General features: G+C 64.2%; 19 protein-coding genes. 18 read left to right on the plus strand and 1 reads right to left on the minus strand.

Going from position 1 to position 18,265, the window contains the following annotated elements; translation table 11 throughout:
- Positions 1-77: 77 nt before the first annotated feature.
- The 16 genes from mnmG to glmS all read left to right on the plus strand — a co-directional run bounded on the left by mnmG (position 78) and on the right by glmS (position 15,798).
- A complete protein-coding gene (mnmG, locus tag FEZ61_RS11995; protein ID WP_064307085.1) occupies positions 78-1,970 on the plus strand; it encodes a tRNA uridine-5-carboxymethylaminomethyl(34) synthesis enzyme MnmG in 1,893 nt (630 codons plus the stop codon).
- Complete coding sequence (rsmG, locus tag FEZ61_RS12000; RefSeq protein WP_068384413.1) at positions 1,970-2,614, plus strand: 16S rRNA (guanine(527)-N(7))-methyltransferase RsmG; 645 nt, start codon at positions 1,970-1,972, stop codon at positions 2,612-2,614. The genes mnmG and rsmG overlap by 1 nt, the downstream gene beginning before the upstream one ends.
- Positions 2,615-2,622: 8 nt before the next feature.
- A complete protein-coding gene (locus FEZ61_RS12005; protein WP_007160127.1) occupies positions 2,623-3,417 on the plus strand; it encodes a ParA family protein in 795 nt (264 codons plus the stop codon).
- Between the two features lie 9 nt (positions 3,418-3,426).
- Positions 3,427-4,299: a ParB/RepB/Spo0J family partition protein gene (locus FEZ61_RS12010; protein WP_017641470.1), complete on the plus strand. Its 873-nt coding sequence runs from the start codon at positions 3,427-3,429 to the stop codon at positions 4,297-4,299.
- A 146-nt stretch (positions 4,300-4,445) separates the two neighbouring features.
- Positions 4,446-4,850 (plus strand): F0F1 ATP synthase subunit I, encoded by a 405-nt coding sequence (locus FEZ61_RS12015; RefSeq protein WP_017641469.1) that lies wholly within the window; start codon positions 4,446-4,448, stop codon positions 4,848-4,850.
- Positions 4,851-4,866: 16 nt separating this feature from the next.
- Positions 4,867-5,730: a F0F1 ATP synthase subunit A gene (gene atpB, locus FEZ61_RS12020; RefSeq protein WP_007160124.1), complete on the plus strand. Its 864-nt coding sequence runs from the start codon at positions 4,867-4,869 to the stop codon at positions 5,728-5,730.
- Between the two features lie 139 nt (positions 5,731-5,869).
- Positions 5,870-6,127, plus strand: coding sequence for a F0F1 ATP synthase subunit C (gene atpE / locus FEZ61_RS12025; RefSeq protein ID WP_003097235.1), 258 nt, complete (start codon positions 5,870-5,872; stop codon positions 6,125-6,127).
- Between the two features lie 55 nt (positions 6,128-6,182).
- Positions 6,183-6,653, plus strand: coding sequence for a F0F1 ATP synthase subunit B (locus FEZ61_RS12030; protein WP_007160122.1), 471 nt, complete (start codon positions 6,183-6,185; stop codon positions 6,651-6,653).
- Between the two features lie 12 nt (positions 6,654-6,665).
- On the plus strand, positions 6,666-7,202 hold the full coding sequence (locus FEZ61_RS12035) for a F0F1 ATP synthase subunit delta (protein WP_017641468.1): 537 nt from the start codon (positions 6,666-6,668) through the stop codon (positions 7,200-7,202).
- Positions 7,203-7,220: 18 nt separating this feature from the next.
- On the plus strand, positions 7,221-8,765 hold the full coding sequence (gene atpA, locus FEZ61_RS12040; protein WP_017641467.1) for a F0F1 ATP synthase subunit alpha: 1,545 nt from the start codon (positions 7,221-7,223) through the stop codon (positions 8,763-8,765).
- A 48-nt stretch (positions 8,766-8,813) separates the two neighbouring features.
- A complete protein-coding gene (atpG, locus tag FEZ61_RS12045) occupies positions 8,814-9,677 on the plus strand; it encodes a F0F1 ATP synthase subunit gamma (protein ID WP_007160119.1) in 864 nt (287 codons plus the stop codon).
- A 30-nt stretch (positions 9,678-9,707) separates the two neighbouring features.
- A complete protein-coding gene (gene atpD, locus FEZ61_RS12050) occupies positions 9,708-11,084 on the plus strand; it encodes a F0F1 ATP synthase subunit beta (protein WP_017641466.1) in 1,377 nt (458 codons plus the stop codon).
- A 38-nt stretch (positions 11,085-11,122) separates the two neighbouring features.
- The gene (locus FEZ61_RS12055) at positions 11,123-11,548 is read left to right on the plus strand and encodes a F0F1 ATP synthase subunit epsilon (RefSeq protein WP_007160117.1); all 426 of its coding nucleotides are present in this window, start codon (positions 11,123-11,125) and stop codon (positions 11,546-11,548) included.
- 154 nt (positions 11,549-11,702) lie between these two features.
- A complete protein-coding gene (gene glmU / locus FEZ61_RS12060) occupies positions 11,703-13,070 on the plus strand; it encodes a bifunctional UDP-N-acetylglucosamine diphosphorylase/glucosamine-1-phosphate N-acetyltransferase GlmU (RefSeq protein ID WP_173148783.1) in 1,368 nt (455 codons plus the stop codon).
- A gap of 54 nt (positions 13,071-13,124) precedes the next feature.
- Positions 13,125-13,895 carry a DeoR family transcriptional regulator gene (locus FEZ61_RS12065; RefSeq protein WP_173148785.1) on the plus strand — a complete coding sequence of 257 codons (771 nt, stop codon included), beginning with the start codon at positions 13,125-13,127 and terminating at the stop codon, positions 13,893-13,895.
- A gap of 67 nt (positions 13,896-13,962) precedes the next feature.
- A complete protein-coding gene (gene glmS / locus FEZ61_RS12070; protein ID WP_173148787.1) occupies positions 13,963-15,798 on the plus strand; it encodes a glutamine--fructose-6-phosphate transaminase (isomerizing) in 1,836 nt (611 codons plus the stop codon).
- An 18-nt stretch (positions 15,799-15,816) separates the two neighbouring features.
- Here glmS and FEZ61_RS12075 read toward each other — a convergent pair whose 3' ends face one another.
- Positions 15,817-16,152: an NADH:ubiquinone oxidoreductase gene (locus FEZ61_RS12075; RefSeq protein WP_242455154.1), complete on the minus strand. Its 336-nt coding sequence runs from the start codon at positions 16,150-16,152 to the stop codon at positions 15,817-15,819.
- Positions 16,153-16,218: 66 nt separating this feature from the next.
- Between FEZ61_RS12075 and FEZ61_RS12080 the strand changes: the two genes are divergently transcribed.
- Complete coding sequence (locus FEZ61_RS12080) at positions 16,219-17,175, plus strand: CobW-like GTP-binding protein (protein WP_173148791.1); 957 nt, start codon at positions 16,219-16,221, stop codon at positions 17,173-17,175.
- 131 nt (positions 17,176-17,306) lie between these two features.
- Positions 17,307-18,263, plus strand: coding sequence for a TonB family protein (locus FEZ61_RS12085; protein WP_173148793.1), 957 nt, complete (start codon positions 17,307-17,309; stop codon positions 18,261-18,263).
- Positions 18,264-18,265: the final 2 nt, after the last annotated feature.

The raw sequence follows: 18,265 nt of genomic DNA on the forward strand, positions 1-18,265 counted from the left end.
CCCTTCTGCAAGAGCCGCTCAGGCCTTATACTTGCCGGCTTTCCTTTGAATTCCTGCCAACAGGCACGAGGTGCGTGGTGGACTTTCCTTCCCGTTTCGACGTCATCGTGATCGGTGGCGGCCATGCCGGTACCGAAGCGGCCCTGGCGGCCGCTCGCATGGGTGTGCGCACCCTGCTGCTCACGCATAATGTGGAAACTCTCGGCCAGATGAGCTGCAACCCCGCCATTGGCGGCATCGGCAAGAGCCATCTGGTCAAGGAGATCGATGCCTTGGGCGGCGCCATGGCCGCGGCCACGGACCTCGCCGGCATTCAGTTCCGCATTCTCAACAGCCGCAAGGGACCTGCCGTGCGCGCCACTCGCGCCCAGGCCGACCGCGTGCTGTACAAGGCGGCCATCCGCCATACGCTGGAAAACCAGCCGAACCTGTGGATATTCCAGCAGGCCTGTGACGACCTCATCGTCGAAGGCGATCGCGTCGCCGGCGTGGTCACCCAGATGGGCCTGAAATTCCATGCCGACAACGTGGTGCTGACCGCCGGGACCTTCCTCGGTGGTCTTATCCACATCGGCCTGCAGAACCACAGCGGTGGACGAGCGGGCGATCCGCCGGCCATCGCCCTGGCTCAGCGCCTGCGGGAACTGCCGCTGCGGGTATCGCGGCTGAAGACCGGTACGCCACCGCGCATCGACGGCCGCTCGGTGGATTTCTCGGTGATGACCGAGCAGCCCGGAGATACCCCCCTGCCGGTGATGTCCTTTCTCGGCAATCGCGAGCAGCATCCGGCGCAGGTCAGCTGCTGGATCACCCATACCAACGCCCGCACCCACGACATCATCCGCGCCAACCTGGATCGTTCGCCCATGTACTCGGGCGTGATCGAAGGGGTAGGGCCGCGCTACTGCCCGTCCATCGAAGACAAGATCCATCGCTTCGCCGACAAGGACAGCCATCAGGTCTTTCTCGAACCCGAGGGCCTGACCACCCACGAGCTCTACCCCAACGGCATCTCCACCTCGCTGCCCTTCGATGTGCAGCTCGAGGTGGTGCGTTCCATGCGTGGCATGGAGAACGCCCACATCCTGCGGCCCGGCTACGCCATCGAATACGACTTCTTCGATCCGCGGGATCTCAAGTACAGCCTGGAAACCAAGGTCATCGCCGGCCTGTTCTTCGCCGGCCAGATCAATGGCACCACCGGTTACGAAGAAGCCGGCGCCCAGGGTCTGCTCGCCGGGGCCAACGCCGCGCTGCGCGCTCAGGGCCGTGAAGCCTGGTGTCCGCGCCGCGACGAGGCCTACCTCGGCGTCCTGGTGGATGACCTCATCACCCTGGGCACCCAGGAGCCCTACCGGATGTTCACCTCGCGCGCCGAGTACCGGCTGATCCTGCGCGAAGACAACGCCGACCTGCGCCTGACCGAAAAGGGCCGCGAGCTGGGCCTGGTGGACGACCAGCGCTGGGCGCTGTTCGAAGCCAAGCGCGAGGGCATCGTCCTGGAAGAGCAGCGTCTCAAGGCCACCTGGATCCGTCCGGGAACGCCCCAGGGCACGGCGGTCGCCGAGCGTTTCGGCACGCCGCTCAATCACGAATACAACCTGCAGAACCTGCTGGCCCGGCCGGAGATCGACTATGCCGGCCTGATGGCCGCGGTGGGCGAGACGCCGGCCGAGACCCAGGTCGCCGAGCAGATCGAGATCAAGACCAAGTACGCCGGCTACATCGATCGCCAGCAGGACGAGATCCAGCGACTGCGCGCCAGCGATGCCGTGGCGCTGCCCGCGGAGCTCGACTACGCCAGCATTTCCGGACTGTCCAAGGAGATCCAGCACAAGCTGGCCCAGGCCCGTCCCGAGACCCTGGGGCAGGCCTCGCGCATTCCCGGCGTCACGCCAGCGGCGGTCTCGCTGCTGCTGATCCACCTCAAGAAGCGCAGCGCCGGTCGCAGCCTGGAGCACAGCGCCTGATGGCCAGCGCGATCCAAGCCAACGAACTGCGTCAGGGCGCCGAGACCCTCGGCGTGGCCCTGACCGCCGCCGTGGAAGAGCGGTTGCTGGGCTACCTGGACCTGCTGGTCAAGTGGAACAAGGCCTACAACCTCACCGCGGTGCGCGATCCCAACGAGATGGTCTCGCGGCACCTGCTGGACAGCCTCAGCATCGTCCCCTACGTAGGCGCGGGGCAGTGGCTGGATGTCGGCAGCGGCGGCGGCATGCCGGGCATTCCCCTGGCGATCCTCTTTCCCGAATCACGCTTCACCTTGCTCGACAGCAACGGCAAGAAGACCCGCTTCCTGACCCAGGCCAGGATCGAACTGGGCCTGGCCAATCTCGACGTGGTCCACGCCCGCGTCGAGGCCTACCAGCCTGCCGCGCCCTTCACCGGCATCGTCTCGCGGGCGTTCAGCGCCATCGACGACTTCGCCACCTGGACGCGCCACCTGGGCGACAACCAAACACAGTGGCTGGCGATGAAGGGGCTGCACCCCGACGACGAACTGGCCAAGCTACCAGCGGATTTCCAAGTTGCGGCGGCGCACGTCCTCGCGGTTCCCGGTTGCCAAGGCCAGCGGCACTTGCTGATACTGCGCCGCACGAACGGAGAGGGGTAAGGCGGTACATGGCCAAGGTTTACGCGATAGCCAACCAGAAGGGCGGGGTGGGCAAGACCACCACGTGCATCAATCTCGCCGCTTCTCTGGCCGCCACCAACCGGCGCAAGGTGCTGCTGATCGACCTCGATCCCCAGGGTAACGCCACCATGGGCAGTGGGGTGGACAAGCATGCCCTGGAGCATTCGGTGCTGGACGTCCTCACCGGCGCCTGCGGTCTGCTCGACGCCATGCACTTCTCCGAGCACGGCGGCTACCAGCTGCTGCCCTCGAACCGCGACGTCACCGCCGCGGAAGTTGAGCTGCTGGAGATGAGCGGGCGCGAGAGTCGCCTACGCGACGCTCTGGCCCCCGTGCGGGACAACTACGACTACGTGCTCATCGACTGCCCGCCGTCGCTGTCCATGCTGACCATCAACGGGCTGGTGGCCGCCGACGGCGTGATCATCCCCATGCAGTGCGAATACTTCGCCCTGGAAGGCCTGACCGATCTGATCGGCAGCATCCAGCACATCGCCCAGCGGTTGAATCCGCAGCTCAAGATCGAAGGCCTGCTGCGCACCATGTTCGATCCGCGCATCGGCCTGGCCAACGACGTCGCCGCCCAGCTCAAGCAGCACTTCGGCGACGAGCTCTACGAAACCATCATTCCGCGCAACGTCCGCCTGGCCGAAGCCCCCAGCTACGGCATGCCCGCGCTGGTCTACGACAAGAGCTCCAAGGGGGCCGCGGCCTATCTGGAGCTGGCCAGCGAGCTGGTCAAACGTCAGCGCAAGGCGGCTCGCGTCGCCAAGACTGCCTAAGGAATCCCCATGGCTGTGAAGAAACGAGGTCTGGGCCGCGGTCTCGACGCCCTGCTCGGCGGTGCCAGCGTCAAGGTTCTGCAGGAGCAGGCCGCCGCTACCCCGGTCAGCGAACTGCAATCGCTGCCGGTGGACATCATCCAGCGCGGCAAGTACCAGCCGCGCCGGCACATGGATCCGACCGCTCTGGAAGAGCTGGCCAACTCCATTCGCGTCCAAGGGCTGATGCAGCCCATCGTGGTGCGTGCCATCGGCGAAGGCCGTTACGAGATCATCGCCGGTGAACGCCGCTGGCGTGCCAGCCAGCAGGCCGGCCTGGACCGCATCCCCGCCCTGGTGCGCGACGTCCCCGACCAGGTGGCCATCGCCCTGGCGCTGATCGAGAACATCCAGCGGCAGAATCTCAATCCGCTGGAAGAGGCCATGGCCCTGCAGCGGTTGCAGGACGAATTCGAGCTGACCCAGGCCCAGGTGGCCGAAGCCGTCGGCAAGTCGCGCTCGGGCGTGACCAATCTGCTGCGCCTGCTGGCGCTGGCCGAGGACGCCAAGGACCTGCTGGCCAAGGGCGAGCTGGAAATGGGCCATGCCCGGGCGCTGCTCGGTCTGCCCAAGGCCCGCCAGGCCGAAGGGGCGCGGCACGTTGTCGCACGGGGTCTCACCGTCCGCCAGACCGAGGCCCTGGTGCGCCAGTGGCTCAGCGGAACGGAGCCGGTTGAGAAGGCACCAGCCGTGGATCCGGACATCAGCCGTCTGGAGCAGCGTCTGGCCGAGCGTTTGGGCGCCAACGTGCAGATCCGCCATGGCGAGAAAGGCAAGGGTCAACTGGTGATCCGCTATACCTCTTTGGACGAACTTCAAGGCGTACTGGCGCACATTCGCTGACACAAATGCCTTCCGGCAATAAAGGCAATCTGTCCGGGGTGGCTTGAACCACCCCTGGCGCGCCCCTATACTTTGCCCGCTTTTTGTCGGCACAAAGCATGCCAGTGAAAACAACTATTAAGCCGACACCAGAGGACTTCGAGCCGATGGACCGCCGCACGCCCAAACGCCTGCCCTTCCATCATCAGCCTGCCTTTCGCCTGCTGCTCGTCCAACTGGCTGTCGCGTCGTGTGCCGCCGTTGTCTTGTATTGCTTCGTCGGTAAGGTCGCCGGTTATTCCGGATTGTTGGGTGGGCTGATTGCCTGGCTGCCCAATCTGTATTTTTCGTTCAAGGCGTTCCGCTATCGCGGCGCCCATGCCGCCCGAGACATCGTCCGTTCTTTCTACTCGGGCGAGGCGGGCAAACTGATTCTCACGGCAGTGCTCTTTGCACTGACGTTTGCCGGGGTAAAACCGCTTTCGGCTCCTGCACTGTTCGGCGTCTATCTGTTGACGCTGATGGTCAATGCTGGCGCGCCCTTGCTACTGAAAAAACCGACTAGACCTTAAGGCATTCGAGGCACACATGGCAGCAGACTCCGCTTCGGGCTACATCCAGCACCACCTGCAGAACCTGACCTATGGTATGCATCCGGTGAACGGCTGGAGCTTCGCCCACACCCCCGCTGAAGCTAAGGAAATGGGCTTCTGGGCCTTCCACGTGGACACCCTCGGCTGGTCGGTCGCCCTCGGCCTGATCTTCCTGGTGCTGTTCCGCAGCATCGCCAAGAAGGCCACCAGCGGTCAGCCCGGCGGCCTGCAGAACTTCGTCGAAGTGCTGGTGGAATTCGTCGACGGCAGCGTCCGTGACACCTTCCATGGCAAGAACGCCCTGATCGCGCCCCTGGCCCTGACCATCTTCGTCTGGATCTTCCTGATGAACCTGATGGACCTGGTGCCGGTGGACTGGCTGCCGTCCGTGGCCGGCATGCTGTTCGGCGAGCACACCTACTTCCGCGTGGTGCCCACCACCGACCCGAACGCCACCCTGGGCATGGCCCTGTCGGTGTTTGGCCTGATCATCTTCTACAGCATCAAGATGAAGGGTCTCGGCGGTTTCTTCGGCGAGCTGACCCTGCACCCCTTCAGCAGCAAGAATCCGCTGCTGCAGATCATCCTGATTCCGATCAACTTCCTGCTCGAATTCGTCACCCTGATCGCCAAGCCGATCTCGCTGGCACTGCGACTGTTCGGCAACATGTATGCGGGCGAGCTGATCTTCATCCTGATTGCCATCATGTTCGCCAACGGTCTGGCACTGGGCGGTCTGGGTATCGTGCTGCAGTGGGCGTGGGCGGTGTTCCACATCCTCATCATCACCCTGCAGGCCTTCATCTTCATGATGCTGACCATCGTCTACCTGTCGATGGCGCACGAAGAAAGTCACTAAGGAATGGCTTCCGGACGCTGCTGACGGCGTCCGGGGGCGGTTCTGCCGTGAGTCCCGGAGGACCTCGTCCGCCGGGTAACTTGGGAAAACTTTTTCGCTTCAACCTTAACCAAGACGACTAAAAAAGTCGGGAGGAAAGATGGAAACTGTAGTTGGTTTGACCGCGATCGCCGTTGCTCTGCTGATTGGCCTGGGCGCTCTGGGTACCGCCATTGGCTTCGGTCTGCTGGGTGGCAAGTTCCTCGAAGGCGCCGCTCGTCAGCCGGAAATGGTTCCGATGCTGCAAGTCAAGATGTTCATCGTCGCCGGTCTGCTCGACGCCGTGACCATGATCGGTGTTGGTATCGCCCTGTTCTTCACCTTCGCTAACCCCTTCGTTGGTCAGATCGCCGGCTGATCACCCTCGCGGGTGTAGGCAGGACTGATGGACAACGAACGAGCGAGGTGTTGGCGTGAACATTAATGCAACCCTGATAGGCCAGTCCGTTGCCTTCTTCATCTTCGTGCTCTTCTGCATGAAGTACGTGTGGCCGCCGATCATCTCGGCGCTGCGTGAGCGTGAGAAGAAGATTGCCGATGGCCTTGACGCTGCCAACCGCGCGGCTCGTGATCTGGAAGTGGCACAGCAGCAAGCCAACCAGAAAGTGAACGAAGCCAAGGGCCAAGCAGCCGAGATCATCGAGCAAGCCAACAAGCGTGCCGCTCAGATCGTCGAGGACGCACAGGCCAAGGCCCGTGCCGAAGGCGACCGGATCAAGGCGCAGGCTCAGGCGGAAATCGAGCAGGAAATCAACACCGCGAAGGACGCTCTGCGTGCTCGCGTCGGCGTGCTGGCCGTGGCCGGCGCCGAGAAGATCCTCGGATCGACCGTTGATGCCAATGCTCATGCCCAGTTGGTCGACCGACTGGCAGCGGAAATCTAAGCGAGGCCACCAATGGCAGAACTGAACACGCTGGCCCGGCCCTATGCCAAGGCGGCTTTCGAGTTCGCACAGTCCCAGCAGCAGCTGACCCAATGGTCGGCCGCGCTCGGGCTGCTCGCCGCGGTATCCCAAGATGGGACCGTGCGCCAGCTGCTTCAGCAGCCGCAGTTGACTGCGGACGCCAAGGCCGGATTGCTCATCGACGTATGTGGCGATCAGCTGGATGCACAGTCCCAGAACTTCGTTCGGACCGTGGCAGAAAACAACCGGATCGACCTGTTCCCGGCCATCGCCGAGATCTACGAGGCGTACAAGGCCGAGCAGGAAAAATCCATCGAGGCGGAAGTCACCAGTGCTTTCGCCCTGAGCGAAGAACAGCAAGACAAACTCGCCAAGGCTCTCAGCGCAAGGCTAGGTCGACACGTGCGACTTAATGCATCCGAGGATGCGAGCCTGATCGGTGGTGTGGTTATCCGCGCCGGCGACTTGGTAATCGATGGCTCCGTTCGCGGCAAGCTCGCGCAACTGGCCGAAGCGTTGAAACCTTGAGTTTGAAGGGGCAGTAGCATGCAGCAACTCAATCCTTCCGAAATTAGTGAAATCATCAAGGGTCGCATCGACAAGCTCGACGTGACCTCGCAAGCCCGCAACGAAGGCACCATCGTCAGCGTGTCCGACGGTATCGTGCGGATCTTCGGTCTGGCCGACGTCATGTACGGCGAAATGATCGAATTCCCGGGCGGCATCTACGGTATGGCGCTGAACCTGGAGCAAGACTCCGTCGGCGCCGTGGTCCTGGGTAGCTACCTGGGTCTGGCCGAAGGCATGAGCGCCAAGTGCACCGGCCGCATCCTGGAAGTCCCGGTCGGTCCGGAACTGCTGGGTCGCGTCGTCGACGCCCTGGGCAACCCCATCGATGGCAAGGGTCCGCTGAACGCCAGCGCCACCGACGCCGTCGAGAAGGTCGCGCCGGGCGTGATCTGGCGTCAGTCGGTCGACCAGCCGGTGCAGACCGGCTACAAGGCCGTCGATGCCATGATCCCGGTTGGTCGTGGTCAGCGTGAGCTGATCATCGGTGACCGTCAGATCGGCAAGACCGCCATGGCGATCGATGCCATCATCAACCAGAAGAACAGCGGCATCCGCTGCGTCTACGTCGCCATTGGTCAGAAGCAGTCGACCATCGCCAACGTGGTACGCAAGCTGGAAGAGAACGGCGCTCTGCACAACACCATCGTGGTGGCAGCCAGTGCGTCCGAATCGGCTGCCCTGCAGTTCCTGGCGCCCTACTCGGGTTGCACCATGGGCGAATACTTCCGCGACCGCGGTGAAGACGCCCTGATCGTCTATGACGATCTGTCCAAGCAGGCCGTGGCCTATCGCCAGATCTCCCTGCTGCTGCGTCGTCCGCCGGGCCGTGAAGCCTATCCCGGCGACGTGTTCTATCTCCACAGCCGTCTGCTCGAGCGCGCGTCCCGCGTCTCCGCCGACTACGTCGAGAAGTTCACCAACGGCGCCGTGACCGGCAAGACCGGCTCGCTGACCGCGCTGCCGATCATCGAGACCCAGGCCGGCGACGTGTCCGCCTTCGTTCCGACCAACGTGATCTCCATCACCGACGGCCAGATCTTCCTGGAAGCCGGCCTGTTCAACTCGGGCATCCGCCCGGCGGTCAACGCCGGTGTCTCGGTATCCCGTGTGGGTGGTGCGGCCCAGACCAAGATCATCAAGAAGCTGTCCGGCGGTATCCGTACCGCGCTGGCCCAGTACCGTGAACTGGCGGCCTTCGCCCAGTTCGCCTCGGACCTGGACGAAGCCACCCGCAAGCAGCTCGAGCATGGTCAGCGCGTCACCGAGCTGATGAAGCAGAAGCAGTACGCGCCCATGTCCATCGCCGAGATGTCCCTGAGCCTGTACGCCGCCGAGCGTGGTTTCCTGAGCGATGTGTCCCTGGACAAGATCGGTAGCTTCGAGCAGGCCCTGATCGCCTACTTCAACCGCGATCACGCCGACCTGATGGCCAAGATCAACGTGAAGGGCGACTTCAACGACGAGATCGACGCCGGCATCAAGGCGGGAATCGAGAAGTTCAAGGCCACGCAAACCTGGTAAGCCGCGACGGGGGCGCCAGCCCCCGTTTGCCAACCCGATAGGTGTCACATGGCAGGCGCAAAAGAGATTCGCGGCAAGATCGCGAGCATCAAAAGCACACAGAAGATCACCAGCGCCATGGAAAAGGTTGCGGTCAGCAAGATGCGTAAGGCTCAGGCCCGCATGGCTGCCAGCAAGCCTTATGCCGAGCGCATCCGCGCTGTGATCGGCCACCTGGCCAACGCCAACCCCGAGTACCGCCATGCCTTCATGGTGGAACGCGAGGTCAAGCGCGTCGGTTACATCGTGGTCAGCTCCGATCGGGGTCTGGCCGGTGGTCTGAACACCAACCTGTTCAAGGCTCTGGTCCGCGACATGAGCGACCAGCGCGGCAAGGGTGTGGAAATCGATCTGGCGGTGATCGGGGCCAAGGGTGCCTCCTTCTTCCGCAGCTTCGGCGGCAACGTGGTCGCGGCCATCAGCCACCTCGGCGAAGCCCCGGCGATCGGCGATCTGATCGGCAGCATCAAGGTGATGCTGGATGCCTACCTGAACGGCCGTATCGACCGTCTGTACGTGGTGTCCAACGTCTTCGTCAACACCATGACCCAAAAGCCGACCATCCAGCAGCTGGTGCCCCTGGTGCCGGCCGAGGGCGGTGAGCTGCAAGGCAAGCATTGGGACTATCTCTACGAGCCCGACGCCAAGACCCTGCTCGACGGTCTGCTGGTGCGCTACGTGGAATCCCAGGTGTACCAGGCCGTGGTCGAGAACGCTGCCAGCGAACAGGCCGCGCGGATGATCGCGATGAAGAACGCCACCGACAACGCCGGCGATCTCATCAAGGAGCTGCAGCTGGTCTACAACAAGGCTCGCCAGGCTGCGATCACCCAAGAAATTTCGGAAATCGTCGGCGGCGCCGCCGCGGTCTGACGGACAGCTTAAACATTCGAGGAACGCGAAATGAGTAGCGGACGTATCGTACAAATCATCGGCGCCGTGATCGACGTGGAATTCCCGCGCGACGCGGTACCGCGCGTCTTTGACGCCCTCAAGGTGCAGGGTGCCGAAACCACTCTGGAAGTCCAGCAGCAGCTGGGTGACGGCGTGGTCCGTACCATCGCCATGGGTAGCACCGAAGGCCTCAAGCGCGGCCTGAACGTCGGCAACACCGGCGAGGCCATCAAGGTCCCGGTCGGCGTCAAGACCCTCGGCCGCATCATGGACGTGCTGGGCAACCCCATCGACGAAGCCGGCCCCATCGGCGAGGAAGAGCGTTGGGAAATCCACCGCAAGGCCCCGTCCTATGCCGAGCAGGCAGGTGGTAACGACCTGCTGGAAACCGGCATCAAGGTCATCGACCTGGTCTGCCCCTTCGCCAAGGGCGGCAAGGTCGGCCTGTTCGGCGGCGCCGGCGTGGGCAAGACCGTCAACATGATGGAACTCATCCGTAACATCGCCATCGAGCACAGCGGTTATTCCGTGTTCGCCGGCGTGGGCGAGCGTACCCGTGAAGGGAACGACTTCTACCACGAGATGAAGGACTCCAACGTTCTGGACAAGGTCGCCCTGGTCTATGGCCAGATGAACGAGCCGCCGGGCAACCGTCTGCGCGTGGCCCTGACCGGTCTGACCATGGCCGAGAAATTCCGTGACGAAGGCCGTGACGTCCTGCTGTTCGTCGACAACATCTACCGCTACACCCTGGCCGGTACCGAAGTGTCCGCGCTGCTGGGTCGTATGCCGTCCGCGGTGGGCTACCAGCCGACCCTGGCCGAAGAGATGGGTGTCCTGCAGGAGCGCATCACCTCCACCAAGCTGGGTTCGATCACCTCCGTACAGGCCGTTTACGTCCCGGCGGATGACTTGACCGACCCGTCCCCGGCGACCACCTTCGCCCACCTGGACGCCACCGTGGTTCTGTCCCGTGACATCGCCTCCCTGGGTATCTACCCGGCGGTCGATCCCCTGGACTCCACCTCGCGCCAGCTGGACCCGAACGTGATCGGCCAGGAGCACTACGACACCGCTCGCGGCGTCCAGTACGTGCTGCAGCGCTACAAGGAGCTGAAGGACATCATCGCGATCCTGGGCATGGACGAACTGTCCGAGTCCGACAAGCAGCTGGTATCCCGCGCGCGTAAGATCCAGCGCTTCCTGTCCCAGCCGTTCTTCGTGGCCGAAGTCTTCACCGGTTCGCCCGGCAAGTACGTGTCCCTCAAGGACACCATCGCCGGCTTCTCCGGGATCCTGCGTGGCGACTACGATCACCTGCCCGAGCAGGCGTTCTACATGGTCGGCGGCATCGACGAAGCCATCGAGAAAGCCAAGAAACTGTAACTGCCGCGCCCGGCAACGGGCGCTCTTAGAGGCACGCTATGGCCAAGACAGTCCAATGCGACATCGTCAGCGCGGAAGGGGAAATCTTCTCCGGCGCGGTGGAGATGATCATCGCCCACGGCCACCTGGGTGATCTGGGTATCGCCCCGGGCCATGCGCCGCTGCTCACCGATCTGAAACCGGGCCCCATCCGCCTGGTCAAGGCCGGGGGCGCCGAGGAGGTGTTCTACATCTCCGGCGGTTTTCTGGAAGTGCAGCCGAATGTCGTCGAAGTGCTGGCCGATACCGCCAGCCGCGCCGGTGACATCGACGAAGCTGCCGCTCTGGAAGCCAAGCAGCGCGCCGAGGCAGCCCTGAGCGACAAGGGCACGGAGTTCGACTACACCGCTGCCGCCACTCAGCTCGCCGAAGCCGCCGCCCAGCTGCGCACCATCCAGCAGCTCAAGCGGCAAGCCAAGCGCTAAGCGCAAGGTCAGGCTGTAACGACAAGGGTAGCTTCGGCTACCCTTTTCTTTTGTCGCCCAAAAAGTGGGCGAGAAATTTCGCGTGGTCGGACTCGGAAGGCGCCTGTCGCCTTCGGTTACCGGCCCGTCTCTTCCCTCTGTCTCCGAGGTTCCGATGTCCCTGGAAATCGTCATCCTGGCTGCTGGCCAGGGCACCCGCATGAGATCCGCTCTACCCAAGGTGCTGCACCCCGTGGCCGGTCGCAGCATGCTGGGGCATGTCCTCGACCGCGCCCGCGAACTGCAGCCGGCGGGCATCCACGTCGTCATCGGCCATGGCGCCGACCAGGTTCGCAGCCAGCTGGCCGCCGACGACGTGAGCTTCGTGGTCCAGGCCGAGCAGCTCGGTACCGGCCATGCCGTGGCCCAGGCGGCGCCGGCGCTGACGGCGGAGCGGGTACTGATCCTCTATGGCGATGTCCCCCTGATCCAGACCGAGACCCTGCAACGCCTGCTGCAGCAGGTGGATGACCAGCACCTGGCGCTTTTGACCGTGGAGCTGGACGATCCCACCGGCTATGGCCGCATCCTGCGCGATGACCAGGGGCGGGTAACCGCCATCGTCGAGCACAAGGATGCCAGCGACGCCCAGCGTGCTATTCGCGAAGGCAATACCGGCATCCTCGCGGTGCCGGGTCGGCGGCTGGCGGACTGGTTGGGCCGCCTGTCCAACAGCAACGCTCAGGGCGAGTATTACCTGACCGACGTCATCGCCCTGGCAGTGGCGGATGGCCTGACCATCGCCACCAGCCAGCCGGCGGACGCCATGGAGGTCCAGGGCGCCAATGATCGCCGGCAACTGGCGCAGCTGGAGCGGCACTTCCAGCAGCGTGCCGCCGAGCGCCTGATGCTGCAGGGCGTGACCCTGCTGGATCCCCTGCGCTTCGATCAGCGCGGCGAGGTCGAGGCCGGCCGCGACGTCTCCATCGATGTCAACGTCATCCTCGAAGGTCGGGTAGTGCTGGAAGATGGCGTGAGCATCGGCCCGAATTGCGTGATCAAGGACAGCGTCCTCAAACGCGGCGCCATCATCAAGGCCAACAGTCATCTGGATGGTGCCGTGGTAGGGGAGGGCGCCGACGTCGGTCCCTTCGCTCGCCTGCGACCCGGCAGCGAACTGGGCAGCAAGGCCCATGTGGGTAACTTCGTCGAACTGAAGAACGCCCATTTGCAGGCCGGCGCCAAGGCCGGGCACCTGAGCTACCTGGGTGATGCCAGCATAGGTCCAGACAGCAACATAGGGGCAGGCACTATCACCTGCAACTACGATGGCGCCAACAAGTTTCGAACCGAAATCGGCGCGGACGTCTTCGTGGGTTCCAACAGTTCCCTGGTAGCGCCGGTTACCCTGGGTGCGGGGGCAACTACCGCTGCAGGTTCGGTCATCACTGCGGATGTACCAGAGGATACCCTGGCGCTGGGGCGGGCCCGCCAAGTCAACAAGACCGGCTGGCAGCGACCGAAGAAGGCCCCCAAGACTTGACGGCCGCTCGCTATTAGGTTTTGATTCGATCCATTATCTTTCGAATCGAAATTTATGACCCGTCGCAATACCGCACAGCGCCGTCATGCCATCCTCGCCCAGCTTCAGGAGCAGGGCGAGGTCAGCGTGGACGGGCTGGCCCGTCAGCTGGAGACCTCCGAGGTCACCATCCGCAAGGACCTGGCCGCCCTCGAGCGCAATGGCCTGCTCCTGCGTCGTTACGGCGGCGCGGTGGCCATGCCCCAGGAACTGCTGGCCGAGGCACCGCCTCAGGCGTCGCCCTTCAAGCAGGCCATCGCCCGGGCCGCGGCCCAGCGCCTGCGCGAACATGCACGGATCATCATCGACTGCGGCAGCACCACGGCGGCGCTGATTCCCCAGCTCGATCGCCGCCCCGGGCTGGTGGTCATGACCAATTCCCTGCAGGTGGCCATGGCGCTGCGCGAGCTGGAGCAGGAGCCCATGCTGCTGATGACCGGTGGCACCTGGGATCCGCATTCGGAATCCTTCCAGGGCCAGGTCGCCGAGCAGGTGCTCAGATCCTACGATTTCGACCAGCTGTTCATCGGCGCCGACGGCCTCGATCCGGAGCGGGGCACCACCACCTTCAACGAGCACCTGTCGCTGTCGCGGGTGATGGCCGAGGTGGCGCGGGAGGTAGTGGTCATGGCCGAAGCGAGCAAGCTGGGCAGGCGAATTCCCAATCTGGAACTACCTTGGGAAAGAGTGGATGTGCTCATCACCGATGAGCGACTGCCCGCCGAAGCGGCCCGGGCGATCGAAACTCGCGGGGTGCAGGTCATCTGCGCCCCGGTGGACAACTAGACAATCAGGTCATCCACAGCCGGCCCAGTCGGGTCGCTGTGGATAAGACCGGCAACGGGAGGTAAGCATGTGTGGAATCGTCGGCGCCATTGCCGAGCGTAACATCACCGCCATTCTGGTCGAGGGTCTCAAGCGCCTGGAATACCGCGGTTACGACAGTGCCGGCCTGGCGTTGCTGGATGCCCAGGGCGAGTTGCAGCGCCTGCGCCGTATCGGCAAGGTCAGCGAACTGGAAGCGGCCCTGCTGGCCGACCCCCTGGCCGGTCGCCTGGGCATCGCCCACACCCGCTGGGCTACCCACGGTGCACCCACCGAAGCCAATGCCCACCCGCATTTCTCCCAGGGTGACGTGGCGGTGGTGCACAACGGCATCATCGAGAACCACGAAACCCTGCGCGCCCAGCTCAAGGCTCAGGGGTATGTCTTCACCTCCCAGACCGATACCGAGGTCATCGTTCACCTGCTGCACCTCAAGCTGCAGGACAGTGGCGACCTGACCATGGCGCTCAAGGCAGCGGTCAAGGAGCTGCACGGTGCCTACGGCCTGGCGGCGGTCTGGCGCCAGCAGCCGGATCGCCTGGTGGCGACCCGCAGCGGCAGTCCCCTGGTGATCGGCCTCGGCCTTGGCGAGAACTACCTGGCCTCCGACCAACTGGCGCTGCGCCAGGTGACCGACCGCTTCGTCTACCTGGAAGAGGGCGACGTAGCCGAGATCCACCTGGATCAGGTCAATCTCTGGAATGTGGATGGCGAGCCGGTACAGCGCGAGACGGTGCAGTACCACGAAGGCAGCGAGGCCGCCGACAAGGGCGCCTATCGCCACTTTATGCTCAAGGAGATCCACGAGCAGCCCAGCGTGGTCCAGCGCACCCTGGAAGGGCGCCTCGGCGAAGGTCAGGTGCTGCCCGAAGCCTTTGGTCCGGCGGCCTCCGAGTTGTTCGCCAAGGTCCGTCAGGTCCAGATCGTCGCCTGCGGCACCAGCTTCCATGCCGGTTCGGTCGCGCGCTACTGGATCGAGGAATACGTGGGCATTCCCTGCCAGGTGGAGGTGGCCAGCGAATTCCGCTATCGCCGCGTCGCCGTCAGCCCGGACACCCTGTTCGTCACCATCTCTCAGTCCGGCGAGACCGCCGATACCCTGGCGGCCCTTCGCATGGCCAAGCAATCCGGCTATCTGAGCAGCCTGGCGATCTGCAACGTGGCGACCAGCTCGCTGGTGCGCGAATCCCAGTTGAGCTTTTTGACCCAGGCCGGTCCCGAGATCGGCGTGGCTTCGACCAAGGCCTTCACCACCCAGCTGGTTTCGCTGCTCCTGCTGACCCTGAGCTTGGGCCGCTGCCAGCAACGCCTGGATGCCGGCATCGAAGCCGAACTGGTGGCCGAGTTGCGCCGCCTGCCGGCGCGCCTGGACGAAGCCCTGGCCATGGACAAGACCGTGGAAAAGCTGGCGGAATCCTTTGCTGAAAAGCACCACACCCTGTTCCTCGGACGTGGCGAGCAGTACCCGGTGGCCATGGAGGGGGCGCTCAAGCTCAAGGAGATCTCCTACATCCACGCTGAGGCCTATCCGGCCGGTGAGCTCAAGCATGGTCCCCTGGCCCTGGTCGACGCCGATATGCCGGTGGTGACGGTTGCGCCCAACAACGAGTTGCTGGAAAAGCTCAAGTCCAACCTGCAGGAGGTACGGGCGCGGGGTGGCCAGTTGATCGTCTTCGCCGACGAGCGCGCGGCCTTCGAGGAAGGCGAAGGCACCCGCATCGTGCCCATGCCGCATATCCACGATGCCCTGTCGCCGATCCTCTACACCATACCGCTGCAGCTGCTGTCCTATCACGTAGCCGTGTTCAAGGGCACCGACGTGGACCAGCCGCGTAACCTGGCCAAGTCGGTGACCGTGGAATAAACGGTTCCACGTGGAACCTCAGGGCACGCGCCAGTTGCCCTGATTCTGCTGCCGGCAGGCGACGGCCAGGAAGCGGCCGTCGCCAGGTTCGCCGTAGTAGTGGATATTCTGTCGGTAGGGCACGCCCGGGCTGCGTGCGCCCTGACAGATGCCGATCTCACCGACCGGGCAGCGGTCGACGAAGTGGACCTCGGTCTGCTGGTCCTTGAGTTGCGGATGGCAGAAGCCGTCGCGGAACAGCTGGGCGGGGATGTCGATATTGCTCTGGCAGACCTGCACGTCCACACTGCCCTGGCGACTGCGGATCACGCAGGCATCGGCGAGCGCCAACGACGGCAACAGCAGCAGAGTCATCAGCAATCGCCACATTCCAGCCCATCTCCCTGATGAAATCGCCACTCTAGCATCCGACCTCTCGCCATGCGCCTCGCCGATATCAAGACCCATGTGATCGCCGGTCCCCTGGGCGCCGGCAAGACCACCCTGATCCGCCAGCTGTTCGCCCAGCGTCCCGCCAATGAGCGTTGGGCGATCCTGGTCAACGAATTCGGCCAGGTCGGTCTCGACGCTGCGCTCATGACTCGCGATGATGCGGGCCTGAGTATCGCCGAGGTCCCGGGTGGTTGCCTGTGCTGCGTCCAAGGCGTGCCCCTGCAGGTAGCCCTCACCCGGTTGCTCCGGCGCGCGCGACCGCAGCGGCTGTTCATCGAGCCTTCCGGCCTGGGCCATCCCGCCAGCCTCTATCGGCAACTCCAGGCGCCGCCCTGGACCGGGGTACTGACTCTGCAACCCCTGATCTGGGTGGTGGATGCCGGACAACTACTGGCAGGCCAGGCCCTGCCTGAGGCCCAACAACAGGCACTGGAGCAGGCTGGTCTGATCGTGCTCAACAAGAGCGCCGGCCTGGATCGGACGGGCTTGCCTGCGCGACTGGGCGACCGGCCACTGTATTGGACCGAAGGCGGGCGGATCACCCTGGCCGAACTGCCTTTGGTTGACGGTGAGGCGTCGGCTGACCATGAGGTACCCCAGCTCGGAGTGGCTTCCAGTCCCCAGGCACTGTTGCTACCCGGGCGCCCGCTGCGCTTTAGCCATACCCAGGAAGGACACCATGCCGTCGGTTGGCGCTGGCATCCCAGCCACCGCTTCGATGGCCCGGCGTTGCTGGCCCTGCTGGGTGGTCTCCCCGGGCTGCTCAGGCTGAAGGCGGTCCTGCAGTTGGCGGATGGTTGGCAGGCCTACAATGGTGTAGCTGAGCAGGGCGATTGGGAGTCGACCCTGTGGCGCCGCGACAATCGGCTGGAGTTGATCCTGGATGAGATGCCGGACCTAGAGGCGCTCGAAAAAGGCCTGCGCGGCACCATTCGCGACATTTGAGGTTGCCAAATCTTTTCAGTTAATGATAATGATTATTAAATTTACTTCCTCTGCGTATAGCTCCCATGGCTCCAACGTCCCTTGCCAAGCCTGAACCTCTCGTAGTTGCTGCGCGTTCCGACGGTGATGAGGTGGAATCCGTTCAGGGTCCCGTCAGGGCCGCCCTGGCAGGTGACGTGGAGCCCGTGGCGGGGGTCAATGCCAAGCGTAGCGAACCCTCGGCCACCATCCTGTCGTTCCGCATGCCCGAGCGTAACGAAGAGATCGTGACGCCGGTGCTGACCCCGGTTGGTGCGGCCGAGCCGGGCGAGCAGCTACCGCGCGGCCGCGGCTGGGGCACTGCCTCGGCGCTGTCGTTGATCATGCACGCCAGCATGGCGGTGGCCTTGTTCATGGTGGTTCAGGCGCCGCCAGAGTTGAAGATCGCCAAGGGCGATGAGCCCATGCAGGTCAGCTTCATCCAATTGCCCAAGCCGGTTCCCGAGCCGCCTGCGCCAACCCCGGCACCGCCCGCGCCGCCGCCACCGCAACCCGAACCGCCGCCACCGGAGCCGCCCAAGCCCGTGGAACCGCCGAAACCGGTGGAGCCACCCAAGCCGGTGGTGGAGAAGCCCAAACCCAAGCCGAAGCCCAAGCCGGTCGAGCACAGCCAGCAGAAGCCGCTGCCGAAAAAGGTCGAACCGGCCCCGGAGCCCGTGGCCCAGGCGACGCCGTCACCAGCACCGGCGGCAACAGCTGCGCCCAGTCAGCCGGCACCGGCCGTCGCGCCTTCCGGTCCGCCAAAGACCGCCGGCCTGCCCACTGGCAGTATCGACGACGCCGACATCCGGCCGATCAAGATGACACCGCCGGAGTATCCGGAAATGCTGCGTCGCCGCGGCGTGGGCGGCGAAGTAAGGGTGATGTTCACCGTGACCGCCGACGGTCGACTGGCTGACATCCAGGTACTGGAAGCCTCCAACAAGCAACTGGAGCGCGCCGTGCTCGACGTGCTGGGCGAATGGCGCTTCGCCCCCCGGGTTTCCGGCGGTCAGATCGTGCCGCGCAAGGCCACCAAGACCTTCAACTTCAAGATCCAGCGCCGCTAGGT

Source organism: Pseudomonas sp. MS15a(2019), from assembly GCF_013277805.1.
Lineage (GTDB): Bacteria > Pseudomonadota > Gammaproteobacteria > Pseudomonadales > Pseudomonadaceae > Chryseomonas > Chryseomonas benzopyrenica.